Origin of the sequence: Celerinatantimonas sediminis, from assembly GCF_046054195.1 — a bacterium.
In the GTDB taxonomy this organism is placed as follows: domain Bacteria; phylum Pseudomonadota; class Gammaproteobacteria; order Enterobacterales; family Celerinatantimonadaceae; genus Celerinatantimonas.
The window spans coordinates 259,237-272,000 of the sequence record NZ_JBEQCS010000002.1; the positions used below are offsets into that span (position 1 = coordinate 259,237).

A 12,764-nucleotide genomic window follows, 5' to 3' on the forward strand; every position below is an offset into this window, starting at 1 on the left:
TTAACTTAGCGTATTTTTTGACCGATTAACATTATCTTGACCATAAAAAAGCCGGAAGTGCACAACACACCTCCGGCCGATAAACTGCTTGAAAAGATTTAAGCGTTGAACAAATCTTTTAGCTCATGTGGCGCACAGCGCAAATATTGTGGGGCGGGAGTGATTTTTTCACCCAATGCAGCCGCTGCATGCCATCCCCAACGAGGGTCATATAAAACGCCGCGAGCCAGAGCAATCGCATCCGCTTGGCCACTAACCAAGACACTTTCTGCCTGATGGGCATCAGTAATCAAACCGACTGCAATAACTGGCATCTGTTTGAGAGCGGCTTTGATTTTTTCGGCAAAAATCAGCTGATATCCAGGGCCAACATCAATTTGTTGATCCTCACTTAAACCGCCTGATGAAACGTGGATAAATGAACAACCTCGCGCTTCAAGTGCTTTGGCCAGCTCAATACTTTGAGCCAGATCCCAACCACCATCAACCCAATCTGAAGCTGAGATACGAATGCCAACGGGTTTCTCTTTTGGAAAGACTTCGCGAATCCCTTCAAACACTTCAAGAACCAAGCGCATGCGGTTTTCTAGCGAGCCACCGTATTGGTCATCACGCAAGTTCGATAGCGGTGACAAAAATTGATGCAATAGATAGCCATGAGCGCCATGAATTTCAATCGCATCCAACCCAAGTTTAGCCGCGCGCTGGGCGGCACTGACAAAGTTAGCTTTAACCGCTTCGATATCTTCAAGCGTCATCGCTAAAGGTGGATTTTCACCATCACTGTAAGCCACCGCTGATGGGGCGATAGTTTGCCACCCCAACTCGTGATTAGGGTCGATTTGCGCCCCACCTTTCCACGGCAATTCACACGAAGCTTTACGCCCAGCATGCCCTAACTGTATGCCAATTGGCATATCAGAATAACGACGGACACTTTCAAGAACCCGCTCCATCGCCTGCTCTGTCAAGTCATCCCATAAACCAACATCGCCATAACTGATTCGCCCTTGAGGCTCAACCGCGCTAGCTTCAATAATGAGCATCCCTGCTCCGGACTGTGATAAACCCCCCAGATGCTGAATATGCCAGTCAGTCATCTTGCCGTGCTCTGCGCTATACATACACATCGGCGCAATAATTACCCGATTTGGTAACTCTAAATCGGCAAGTTTTAATGGAGTGAATAACTTAGACAAAGTATTCTCCTTACGTTTTGAATAATTGTTCAAGAATAACAAACCAGAGAGTCGATAGACAACCCTAATTCTCGATGAGCAAATGCACGAATTTTTCGCCAGCTATATTTGGCAATTAGCCCATTCAATACCACGATTCGGCCAGAGACGCTCTTTTAAGCATCATAAAAAAAGGGGCTTAAAAGCCCCCAATAATCAGCAAGATATTTGCTTAATTAGCAAACGATTATGCTTTTGCTTTAGCGATCATCACCATCGCTGGACGAATCAGGCGACCGTTAAGTTCGTAGCCTTTTTGCATCACAGCCAAAACGGTATTCGGTGCAACTTCTTCGCTTTCTTGCATCCCCATCGCTTGATGTTTCGCTGGATCAAATGGCTGACCTTCAGGATTAACTTCCTGAACACCAAATTTTTCGACCACACTTAAGAATGATTTCAGAGTTAGTTCAACCCCTTCAATCATCGGTTTAATTGTTTCGTTTTCTTGATCGACAGCACCAAGCGCACGCTCTAAGTTATCAATCACTGGCAATAATTCATTAACGAATTTTTCAAGCGCAAATTTATGAGCTTTTTCAACATCCTGAGCACTACGGCGGCGAATGTTTTCAACTTCAGCCTGAGCACGAACGACGCTGTCTTTTTGATCCTGAACTTTCTGGTTGGCAGCTTCTAGCTGTGATTCCAGTTCGCTAATGCGAGCATGGGCACTTGCCAGCTCAGCATTATCCATTTCAGCTGCTTCTTCAGCCGTAATCACTTCAGGTTCTACGCCAGCCTGCTCTTGCGCCTGAGCGGCCTGTTCGACAGATTCTGCCGTCTCTACATTCTGTTCGGTTTGATTCTTTGATTGCTCGCTACTCATGCGACACTCCGAAAAAGTTAGCCTAAATTACACTTGAGGCTTATTATGGGGATGATATTGTGGGTTTCAACCCAAAGTTAACGATTTGACAGGGAAACTTGCCTAATCCTTTACTCTGTCCTGATAATTATCTATCTCAAATATAAATAGTGACTCAGGATGTGGCATAAAATCAGCTCAGCAATTCACAATGATCTGACTTTATTTCATATTCTACCCTTTGCCTATGAATAAAATTTTTCAAACAATTGGTCTAATTGGTAAGCCTAATCATGAGGGTGCAAATCAGACCCTCAATCAGTTGCATAATTTTCTATTAAATAGAGGATATCATCTACTGGTTGAAGAACGCGTTGCCAAACAACTTCCCATTTGCTGCAGCGAAGTGGCAAGCCGCAGCGAAATAGGCAAAAAGGCCGACTTAGCAATTGTGGTCGGTGGTGATGGCAATATGCTCGGAGCAGCGCGTGAGTTTAGTGGTCACGATGTTGCTGTAATTGGTGTCAACCGGGGCAATTTAGGCTTTTTAACCGACCTTCACCCAGATGATTTTGAAGAACCTCTGAGCAAAGTATTGGATGGCGAATTTATAACCGAACATCGCTTTTTACTTGAAGCAGAGCTTATCCGGGATGGCCGCACACTGGAAATTCACCGCGCGATGAACGAAGTTGTGATTCATCAGGGCAAAGTTGCCCATATGCTTGAAATGGATGTGTATGTTGATGATAACTTTATGCTCGGACTGCGGGCTGATGGCTTAATTTTATCGACACCAACCGGGTCAACAGCCTATTCACTCTCAGGTGGCGGGCCAATTTTAACCCCAGACCTTGAAGCTATTGCAATGGTACCAATGTACCCGCATACGCTGAGTAGCCGTCCAACTGTGCTTAACGGTAAATCACAAGTGCGGATTAAATTTGCGCCACAAAATCGCTCGGATAGTATGATTAGCTGCGATAGCCACATTCCGATTACCGTTCAAGCAGGTGATGAAGTAATTGTTCGCCAACATCCGCAGCGGCTACGCCTTATCCATCCGACCGACTACAACTATTTTGAAGTATTGCGTAAGAAATTAGGTTGGGGCAGCACACTTTTTTAAAAAACGCTGTATAAAACTTGCCCTTCGTTAAAAACAACTGTATATATATACATGTTATTTTGCGAAGGGGATTGCGCATGTTAACTCAACTTACTGTCCAAAATTTTGCTATTGTCCGCTTTTTAGAACTTGATTTATCAAGTGGTATGACCACCATTACTGGTGAAACTGGTGCTGGTAAATCAATTGCCATTGATGCGCTTGGCCTATGTCTAGGTGAAAGAGCAGAAGCGGCTATGGTTCGCCCAGGTGAAAAACGCGCTGAAGTGTCAGCCCGTTTTGATATTCACAAAAATCTCGCTGCGCAAAAATGGCTGCAAGACAACCAACTCGATAACGGTGGCGAATGCATTGTGCGCCGCGTAGTGACGCATGAAGGTCGCTCTAAAGCATATATTAACGCAACCCCTGTCCCTATTAGCCAGTTAAAACAACTGGGCACTAAATTAGTCGCAATTCATGGCCAACATGCTCACCATGAACTGCTCAAACCTGCCCAACAATTACGCATTGTTGACAGTTACAGCCGCCATAACAACCAACTGGAACAGGTCGCTCAGGCATTTCAGCAATGGCAAAGTTTACGTCATGAAAAAGACCGATTATTAACTCAGCAAGCTGAGCAACAGTCGCGTCAGCAGTTATTAGAGTATCAAGTCCAAGAGCTGGATGAATTTGCCCTGCAACCGGACGAATATCAGCAGCTAGACCAACAGCATAAGCGTTTATCAAACAGCTCAGAATTACTCGATGGCTGCCAACAACTCGCGATGTTGCTAAGCCAAGATGATGAAGTAAACGTCTTATCAATGCTCTCGCAAGGCAGCAAAAAATTAGATGATCTTCTGGAATATGAGCCAAAGCTACAAAGCGCTTATGATCTTATCCAAGAGGCGATTATTCAGGTTGAAGAAGCAGGCCATCAGTTAAGCCAGTCAGCGGATCAACTCGAGGTAGACCCTGAAGAATTTGCCCAGTTAGAGCAACGTCTTAGCACCAGCCTTGATTTGGCTCGTAAACATCAAGTGCCGCCGGAACAACTTCCACAGTTGCATTTGCACTTAGCCGAAGAGCTCGCGCAAATGGCATCAATGGATGATTTTCTTAAAAAAATAGATGAACAAATTGCCAACAGTTGGCAAAACTATCAAGACGCTGCCTCTCGCCTTAGCCAGAGCCGTCAGCGCCAAGCTAAACAGCTCAGCCACCTGTTGGAAAAATCAATTCGCGAGCTGAGTATGCCTAAAGCAAAATGCCAATTAGAGATAACAGCAGACCCTGAGCATCCATCGCCAAACGGTTGGGATAAAGCAGAGCTTTTAGTCACCACTAACCCTGGCCAGCCTTTGCAGCCATTAAATAAAGTGGTTTCCGGGGGTGAGTTATCACGAATTAGCCTGGCGATTCAGGTGATCTGCGCTGAAAACATTCAAGTTCCTACGCTCATCTTTGATGAAGTTGATGTTGGCATTAGCGGCCCAACCGCCGCGGTTGTCGGCCAAATGCTCCGATTGCTAGGGCAAACTAACCAAGTTTTATGTGTCACGCATCTACCACAAGTTGCTGGCAATGGCCATCAGCAGCTACGCGTGAGTAAAAAACAGCAAAAACAAAGCACCGAAACCACTATGGAAGTTCTTGATGGTGAACAGCGCGTTGAAGAGCTGGCCCGGCTGCTAGCAGGTAATGAAATCACTGAAGTTGCTCTTGCTAATGCCAGAGAACTACTAAAATGAGCTAACAGTCTGAGTATTTAGATAATCAGGACTTCTTTTTTAATCAGTCCTTGGTATCATGAGCAGCCTTAGACAGGATAAAAGAATGAAAATGATGCGCGTGCGACTGCTTTTTTCGGCCATGCTGGCCACATTTGCGCTATCTGGCTGCTCAATGCTCGATAAGCTCGTTTATAAAATTGATATCCCTCAGGGAAACTACGTTGAACAAAAAGAGGTCAATCAATTACGGATAGGAATGTCTCCTGCACAGGTAAAATATGTGATGGGACCACCGATGTTGGTCGACTTATTTACACCACATACTTGGTACTATATTTATCATTATCAAGTTGGTAATGGGAAACTCACTCAGAAAAAACTAGTGATTACCTTTAAGGACAATAAACTAGTCAGCATGACTGGGGATTATAAACCTGGTTCGCAGTTTAACATGCCGCTTGATGCGCCTGCCCAGCCAAGTACCAATAGCTAATAATTGCCAAGCTGAGGCTAAGCCTCAGCTTGAGTGACATTCATATCGAATAAATTTGGCTTAATTTATGAGTCGTGATGACGCAGAGGATTTGGCCGACCACCGGTGACTTTATCTGCTTTGCCACTATTTTTAGCGCGTTGCGCGCGAAGCTTACGTAACTCTTTGGGATCAGCCAAAAGCGGGCGATAAATCTCAATGCGATCGCCATCTTGAACTTGGTCTGTTAACTTAGCTGCTCGGCTAAAAATACCGACTTGCAGCGCTTGCCCTTTAAGCTCGGGATGATGCTGAAAAATACCCGACTGAGCAATCGCTTGTTCAATCGTCGTGCCTTCATCGACAATTTCAGATAATAAGGTTTGTTTCTCAGGCAAGGCATAAACAACTTCGATATTAAGTTCACTCATTATGCGTATACCTGTTTTGCGCGCGTGCAAAAAGCCTGAACCATCGCCCCAGCCAGCTCTTTAAATACTCGGCCAAAGGCTAAGCTCACTAGACGGTTTGCAAATTCAAACTCCAGCTCCAAAATCACTTTACAAGCGTGCTCATCAAGCTGCTTAAACTGCCACACCCCATGGAGCTTTTTAAACGGCCCTTTCACCAAGGTAATCTCAATTTTGTCATATGGATGCATGATATTATGAGTGGTAAATTCGCCGCGAATTCCCGCTTTAGCGACCGACACCGTCGCTGTCATTTCATTATTTTCCAGGCTCAATAATTTGCCGCCCACACAACCGGGCAGAAACTGCGGATAAGACTCCACATCATTGACCAGATGATACATCTGCTCAGCACTAAAATTGACCAAGGCACTTCGTTGGATCGTTGTCATGACCTCTCCCTTCGCGATAATGGCAGCAATTTTACCATCATCGTCTATAAAGACGAAGAATATCAGTTTTCATGAGTTTAAAGATGGGTATAATAGCCAGCCTATGGCTAATAAAACGACAAAAAAGAAACCCGGCGGCAACACTATCGCCCTCAATAAAAAAGCACGTCACGAATTTAGTATCGAACAAAAATTCGAAGCCGGACTTGAACTGCAGGGATGGGAAGTAAAATCGCTTCGCGCGGGCAAAGTAAACATTAGTGATACATACGTCATCATCCATCGCGGTGAGGCTTATCTTATTGGTGCAACAATTCATCCGTTAAATGCGGCTTCCTCACATGTTGTGGCAGACCCAACCCGCAATCGGAAATTGTTACTCAATCAGCGTGAATTAGATAAGTTAATCGGTTCAACCGAACGTCAAGGTTATACCATTGTTGCTTTAGGAATGTATTGGAAACATTCTTGGGCAAAATTGGAAATAGGCTTGGCTAAAGGTAAAAGGGAACACGATAAACGCAGCGACATCAAAGAGCGTGAATGGCAACGAGCCAAAGCGCGAGTGATGAAACACAATATGTAATGCTAAGCAAATGACATAAGCCTGTCCAAATGTGACAGGCTTATTTTTTACCATTGCCCGACACGATAAAATCCCGCAAGATAAATTAATCTTAACGAGCAAAAGGCGCTTATGACACAACCAACAACATCACGTGGCCGCCCCGCTATCCCAGAGACTATTCTGATAGATAAAATTCATAATGCTGCGATTACGTTGTTGTTAGAAAAAGGCCATGAAGCATTCACCATGAATGAGCTGGCAGCAGCGGCAAGTGTTGCTAAAAAAACGATTTACCGGTTTTACCCAGATAAACATGCCGTACTTGATAAAATTTTTGCCATTTGGACCGATAGCCAAACACATCCACAATTAAACAAAGTGACGACTCGCCAAGAAGCTATTAACGAGCTAGAAAGCTTTTTCACTCAACTTGCTAGCGAGGTATTAAACCCCCTTTCAATTGGCATTTTTAAGTATTTGCAGGCCGATCATCCAGATAAGCAGCAGTTGCTTGAATATTATCAGCGCCACGGCATTGGTTTGGTAAGCGAGCAACTAAATATCTGGTTTCAGGCTCTTAAAAAAGCCAACCTACTTACGACGAATTGCCCGGATGCGCCTGCACGCTATTTACAGTCGCTGATTATTGCGCCATTACTACGCGATATAGCGCTTGGCGTTTTACCCACTGTCCCGACTCTTGATGTGCAACCCTTGATAAAGCGCGATCTAAAATTTATCGCCCCATTACTTTTTAAATAATCGGCAAATCAAAGCTCTCTTTCAATAAAACCGCACTTTAGCTCAGCCAACTATAATTGATCTCGTTTACATCAATCTGACTTGCCGCTATTCTATACATTAAAGAAACCAATTTGGTTTCCTTAATGTATTATTGAGGAGCTCTTATTCATGTCTACCCCCAAACAATTCAAGCGCACCGCAACGCTCATGGGTTCGGCACTTATTGCCGCAGCGTTAACTCTACCAGCCCATGCAGCGAGTGCTCACTCACCATTAGTGATACAAACCCAAAGCGGTGCCATTAAAGGTGCAAGTAAAGACCAGGTAAATCATTGGCTAGGGATCCCATATGCAGCCCCTCCCGTTGGCAAGTTGCGCTGGCAGGCACCAAAGAGCGTTAAAGCGTGGCAAGGTATTAAAACCACCACACACTTTGGCGATATCTGCATGCAAACCCCGCCACCGAAGGGGCCTGAAGCGAAGCTAAAAAACCAGCCAATGAGTGAAAATTGCCTAACACTGAACGTTTGGCAGCCCAGTGGCACAGACAAAAATGCCAAACTGCCAGTTATGGTCTGGATCCATGGTGGCGCATTTCGCCTAGGAGCAACCTCAATGCCGCTATATAACGGCACCCATCTAGCGAAAAAAGGCGTTATCGTCGTCACTATGAACTATCGCCTTGGCCCATTGAGCGTTTTCCCCCATCCGGCCCTTGTCAAAGAAGACGCCCACCAAGCACTCAACTTTGGACTGCTTGACCAAATTGCAGCCTTGAAATGGGTTAAAAATAATATTCGCCAGTTTGGTGGTAACCCAGATAACGTCACCTTGTGGGGCGAATCAGCAGGCGGCGCATCCGTTGGATATCTTCTGCAATCACCACAGAGCAAAGGGCTATTTGCCAAAGCGATTATGGAATCAGGAGCTCTCGCACTACCGGAATTTACCACCCAGCAGGCCAGCGAGAATGTAACTCACGAGTTGCCTAAATCAGTGTTAGATAAAACCCCTGCACAGCTTCGCGCTATCAGTGCAAAAGAGTTGCTAAAACTGCCGCTGGCAAAAACTGCCACAATGCCTATTATTGATGGCGTTTCGTTAAAAGAAAAAACCCAGCAAGCCATTGCCTCAGGCCATTATCACCAAGTACCGCTGTTAATCGGCAGCAACAACTATGAAGCAGGATTCTTCCCTCCGGCATGGGCGGCATCGGTACCCAAAAAATTAGGCTCATTATGGCAACAAGCACAAGCATTAACCGATGGCTACGGCACAGGTAAAGCATCATTAAAAGCCGCGCAACTTGCCACCGATATGTTTGCAACCGCGACGACCGAGCACTTTGCAACCAGCGCAAGTCACTATGCGCCAACTTGGCGTTACTATTTTAGTTACGTAACGCCACCTCATCGCAAAACGATTCCAGGGGCGATTCACACCAGCGAAATTCCATATGTCTTTGGAAACCTAAACGGCCAAATGAAACCGGTCACCGAACAGGATAAAGATTTAAGCAAATTGATGATGCAAAGATGGGTACACTTTGCCAAAACTGGCAATCCAAACCCAACAAGCTTAGCGCATTGGCCAAAATGGCAAGAAGGGAAACCAACCTTATGGTCAATTAATAACAACGGCGAAAAAGCGATAAGTGAGCCAGGAAAAGCTCGCCTTGAGTTTATTCACGCCCACAGCAATATTCAGATGAACTAACCAACGAAGCCCTGCCGATTAAGCGTATTGGCAGGGCGATAAACCTTTAAAAACAACCGCACGATGATGCTCTAAAAAGCATCGATGGTCCCGACTTGCGGCAAAGCTCATATCTTCATCAATTCCCAATGCTTGAGGCTTTTCCAGACAACTTGCAATCAGAATCTTGCCTGTATTTCGAAATGAAATAAAACCCAAATCAAAAGCTTTATCTAAATTAGCCGTTAGCAACAACCCATTATATGGATTCAAACGCTCATCATTGGTCGAGCTGCGCCAAGGTTTAATATGCGATGCCATCAGTAACTGAGTATTTTGATACCTCGTTACAGCGCACCCATGCCACATATCGATGAGTTTTTTGCGAAAAATGCCTTGTCCAACACGGGCATTAATCATGACAGAACGCTCGGTTGCATCTAAATGTTCATCATTCATTAATTGACTAATATCGGCTTGCACATCTATTTGCATCAAATCACAAACAAACTGCTCATAGCTGTTCAATGCTGCACTGTACATGCCATTACCACGCTCATTACGAATTTTAAATTCATCCAAATCACGAGCCCTATTCGCCAATTGTTTGAGATTCGAATAGCTTTGCGCTTGTGATAACAAAACCGCCTCGTCAGCATCTTGGGCCAACCAATTAGAGATTGAGCCACGAATCGCTTGCACATATTTTTGCGCCGTACTCTCCGAGCGCCCGGTCTCAACTAACCATCTGGCAAAACGAGTCGATAGATCAGATAAATTAGTGCAAAGCACATCCCGAATGGCTATTGAGCTAATTGGACTTTTTAAAATTTTAAAAAGCTCATCATCTAAATAAGCATAATCAATCTTAGATTTAGAAAAACGGTTAACACTATCAACAGCAATACCATCTCGATATTGTATATGCCAAAACCCTTCGCTACGCAGATGGAAAAAGGGCAACTCCGGTGTATCACAATCACTAGGTAATTTAATCTGAGAGAAAACGTCACTAAAGCGCTCTTTTAAATGTTTATCGAGCACAATTTTATTCGAGTAAATATACCCAGCCTGGATCAAATCAATCACGCTTAAGAGCATCGCCACCTTATGAGGACTTTTTTGTCCACGGGCTTGATTCATCTTAAGATGCGTCAATTTATCAAGATAATACTCGAGTGAATGCGAGATCATGCTCATCTAATCTAGCCAATTGATTTTACAAGCCTAATACAAAAATAAAGATTAAAAAACCAACATATTGTTGAAAACGACCAAACTGACACCATATTCAATCTAGTGATAGATATGATGTAGACAGTTTTTATCATTAAATTGGTCAAATAAAGACCGAACACCAAATTGTCGCTAGTTTCGTAATAAACAATTGTGCTAGACTAGCGCTCAATCACTGGGGCTGATTTAGGATTCGACAGGATCAATGAGTCCAGTGGAGCATGTCGAGGGGCGGTTTGCCTCGTTAAAAGCCGCAAAAAAATAGTCGCAAACGACGAAAACTACGCAGTAGCAGCTTAATAACCTGCTAGTGCTCTCCTGCCCCAGCTTCCGCCTGTAAGACGGGGACCAACAGGGGATCAAACCCAAACAGGATCGCGTGGATGCTCCCGCTTGAGAGCTGAACCGTTAAACCTAATTCAAGCTAGTGATAATGTGGCGTGTTGACCCGCAGCGTTATCACGAATTTAAAGGTCGACTAAACATGTAGGGCCACTGGGTAAGAGGGTTCTGGACGGGGGTTCAACTCCCCCCAGCTCCACCAACTATAGACCCACTGTCAGTAGACAAATCAAGAGCTTACGACAGTGGGTCGACTCCCAAACTACTTCAAATACCCATCTTTTTGACACCAAAATGGCACGTTTATGTCACGTAAATTGCCACGTCTTTTCTAGCTTTAACTTAAATTTCATTTATAAAATGTCACGTTTTAACTTGGTGTGCCGTGATCACCTGTAATATGCATAGCCATTCCGGTCGACATCAGCGTCCATTCAATGGTTTTTACGCGCCACTTCTGCTCATCTTCTTTATCACCAAAGCCATTGAGCTGAACATACCCCTCTGCCACCATTGACATCACATCACTCTGGCAGGCCATCGTAATATCTAAGGCATCGCTCCCGGCTTTCACCGTTTTAGCTCGGGCATTGGCAGCGGCTTCCGCTTCATCTTTGTTTGGATAGGTGTATAAAATTCTGTAAGCGGGATCTCCAGTGCCAATGCTGACTTCTTTGGTATCACCACTTTCAACATCGTGATACATCGCTATCACACGTTGCGCATCCCGGCGGCTATTAAACCGACATTGCCATGTTTTTACCTGTTCCGGGGCAAGAGTAATCACCGGCAAACTGCTCCCAGAGGCGCTTTTTCCGGCAGCATCGGTGGTAAACAACAGATAACCATTGGCTGGTTTCACAACCGCACCATATTGCTGAGCAATGCGGGTGAGCAGTGCCATATCACTTTCATTGATCTGGTCAATATGGGCTATCGTTTGAGTGGCCATATCGGTGCTGACCTTCGGGATCAGGTCATTTTCTTTGGCTATGGTCGCCACTAAATTGCTGAGCGTGACATCATCCCAACTGCGGGTTTTATGGCTCTGCAGCAGGCCACTTTGTTTGGTGTTGTCCATCGGCGCGGCATTGGCCACAATTTGTAGTCGGCGTGGTGGGCCGCTCAGGGTTAACTCATCCACAATGAATTGCCCTTTATCAATGAGCGTTCCATTCAATCCCAGTGAAAAGTTCAGCACTGCCCCTTTCGGAGGGGTTGAAGCACTCGATGGCAATGTGATGGCAATGGCCAACCGATCTGATTTTTTCCCGGCGTTATCTCTCAGACTGATACTGATCAAGTTGTTCCAGATAGCCTCTGTGATATCGTTCCCGTCCGCACTCAGAGAGAACTGTGGTTGATAGCTTAATCCCATAGCGAGGTTCCCTGAGCCACCGGTGCTGCCAAATCAGGCAGGGTGATCTCAATCCCTGCCGGAAGAATCGCACCATAGTCAACCAACCCCGGATTCGCATCATAAACGTCAATAATGGCAGATGAGCGGCCATAATAATCGTTACAAATCTGATCCAGTACATCCCCATCACGCGTCCTGTAAATCGTCGCCATAAAAGATAAGCTCCATTGAAAAATCCTGAAACCGTGGAGAACCGCCACTAATAAAGCGCCTGTCCGTTTGTTGAATGCGTTTAACCCCCCAATAGCCCAACTTGTCACCCTCACCGCTCATCATTAGCAATGGCTGGCCCTTATTGGCCAGAGTCACCAGCTTTTGGATCTGCTGCGTTCCTACCGAACGATAAGCCGTGGCAATTGAGCCATTGATTGAAATGGTCGGGGCTTCCTGCCCCGTATATTGCAAAATATCCCGTTTTCCCACGCGGGGCTGGGCCTGCCAGCGCCAGCCATAGTTGCGGGAAAGACTGTCATAGGTGGCTGTATCCACCGAAAAATTAAAGCCGCCCAGTGAGAGCATCGGTTGAGACATG

Annotated in this window: 14 protein-coding genes and 1 other RNA gene; 7 read left to right on the forward strand and 8 right to left on the reverse strand. The window is 45.2% G+C overall.

Going from position 1 to position 12,764, the window contains the following annotated elements:
• Positions 1–98 precede the first annotated feature (98 nt).
• Positions 99–1,199, reverse strand: coding sequence for an NADH:flavin oxidoreductase/NADH oxidase (locus ABTQ23_RS03705; RefSeq protein WP_408614287.1), 1,101 nt, complete (start codon positions 1,197–1,199; stop codon positions 99–101).
• Between the two features lie 226 nt (positions 1,200–1,425).
• Positions 1,426–2,067: a nucleotide exchange factor GrpE gene (grpE, locus tag ABTQ23_RS03710; protein WP_408614288.1), complete on the reverse strand. Its 642-nt coding sequence runs from the start codon at positions 2,065–2,067 to the stop codon at positions 1,426–1,428.
• 226 nt (positions 2,068–2,293) lie between these two features.
• On the opposite strand from grpE, the gene nadK reads away from it, so the two are divergent.
• The 3 genes from nadK to bamE all read left to right on the forward strand — a co-directional run bounded on the left by nadK (position 2,294) and on the right by bamE (position 5,386).
• On the forward strand, positions 2,294–3,175 hold the full coding sequence (gene nadK / locus ABTQ23_RS03715; RefSeq protein ID WP_408614289.1) for an NAD(+) kinase: 882 nt from the start codon (positions 2,294–2,296) through the stop codon (positions 3,173–3,175).
• A gap of 77 nt (positions 3,176–3,252) precedes the next feature.
• On the forward strand, positions 3,253–4,911 hold the full coding sequence (gene recN, locus ABTQ23_RS03720) for a DNA repair protein RecN (RefSeq protein WP_408614290.1): 1,659 nt from the start codon (positions 3,253–3,255) through the stop codon (positions 4,909–4,911).
• Between the two features lie 85 nt (positions 4,912–4,996).
• Entirely contained in the window at positions 4,997–5,386 is a 390-nt protein-coding gene (gene bamE, locus ABTQ23_RS03725) for an outer membrane protein assembly factor BamE (protein ID WP_408614291.1), read from the forward strand.
• 65 nt (positions 5,387–5,451) lie between these two features.
• On the opposite strand, the gene ABTQ23_RS03730 is transcribed toward bamE, so the two are convergent.
• On the reverse strand, positions 5,452–5,799 hold the full coding sequence (locus ABTQ23_RS03730; protein WP_408614501.1) for an RnfH family protein: 348 nt from the start codon (positions 5,797–5,799) through the stop codon (positions 5,452–5,454).
• Entirely contained in the window at positions 5,796–6,227 is a 432-nt protein-coding gene (locus ABTQ23_RS03735) for a type II toxin-antitoxin system RatA family toxin (RefSeq protein ID WP_408614292.1), read from the reverse strand. The genes ABTQ23_RS03730 and ABTQ23_RS03735 overlap by 4 nt, the downstream gene beginning before the upstream one ends.
• 103 nt (positions 6,228–6,330) lie before the next feature.
• Here ABTQ23_RS03735 and smpB point away from each other — a divergent pair, with 103 nt between their 5' ends.
• The 3 genes from smpB (at position 6,331) to ABTQ23_RS03750 (ending at position 9,255) form a co-directional block, all read left to right on the forward strand.
• Positions 6,331–6,813 carry an SsrA-binding protein SmpB gene (gene smpB, locus ABTQ23_RS03740; RefSeq protein ID WP_408614502.1) on the forward strand — a complete coding sequence of 161 codons (483 nt, stop codon included), beginning with the start codon at positions 6,331–6,333 and terminating at the stop codon, positions 6,811–6,813.
• Between the two features lie 111 nt (positions 6,814–6,924).
• A complete protein-coding gene (locus tag ABTQ23_RS03745) occupies positions 6,925–7,557 on the forward strand; it encodes a TetR/AcrR family transcriptional regulator (RefSeq protein WP_408614293.1) in 633 nt (210 codons plus the stop codon).
• Between the two features lie 150 nt (positions 7,558–7,707).
• The gene (locus tag ABTQ23_RS03750) at positions 7,708–9,255 is read left to right on the forward strand and encodes a carboxylesterase/lipase family protein (RefSeq protein WP_408614294.1); all 1,548 of its coding nucleotides are present in this window, start codon (positions 7,708–7,710) and stop codon (positions 9,253–9,255) included.
• An 18-nt stretch (positions 9,256–9,273) separates the two neighbouring features.
• Here the strand turns inward: ABTQ23_RS03750 and ABTQ23_RS03755 are convergent, their stop codons facing one another.
• On the reverse strand, positions 9,274–10,434 hold the full coding sequence (locus tag ABTQ23_RS03755) for an HNH endonuclease (protein WP_408614295.1): 1,161 nt from the start codon (positions 10,432–10,434) through the stop codon (positions 9,274–9,276).
• Between the two features lie 213 nt (positions 10,435–10,647).
• Between ABTQ23_RS03755 and ssrA the strand changes: the two genes are divergently transcribed.
• Positions 10,648–11,014, forward strand: a transfer-messenger RNA (tmRNA) gene (gene ssrA / locus ABTQ23_RS03760).
• Between the two features lie 168 nt (positions 11,015–11,182).
• Here the strand turns inward: ssrA and ABTQ23_RS03765 are convergent.
• The 3 genes from ABTQ23_RS03765 to ABTQ23_RS03775 are packed head-to-tail and all read right to left on the reverse strand — an operon-like array spanning position 11,183 to position 12,763.
• Complete coding sequence (locus ABTQ23_RS03765; protein ID WP_408614296.1) at positions 11,183–12,190, reverse strand: contractile injection system protein, VgrG/Pvc8 family; 1,008 nt, start codon at positions 12,188–12,190, stop codon at positions 11,183–11,185.
• A complete protein-coding gene (locus ABTQ23_RS03770; RefSeq protein ID WP_408614297.1) occupies positions 12,181–12,384 on the reverse strand; it encodes a tail protein X in 204 nt (67 codons plus the stop codon). Before ABTQ23_RS03770 ends, ABTQ23_RS03765 begins: the two co-directional genes overlap by 10 nt.
• Entirely contained in the window at positions 12,359–12,763 is a 405-nt protein-coding gene (locus tag ABTQ23_RS03775; RefSeq protein ID WP_408614298.1) for a phage tail protein, read from the reverse strand. The genes ABTQ23_RS03770 and ABTQ23_RS03775 overlap by 26 nt, the downstream gene beginning before the upstream one ends.
• Position 12,764 lies beyond the last annotated feature (1 nt).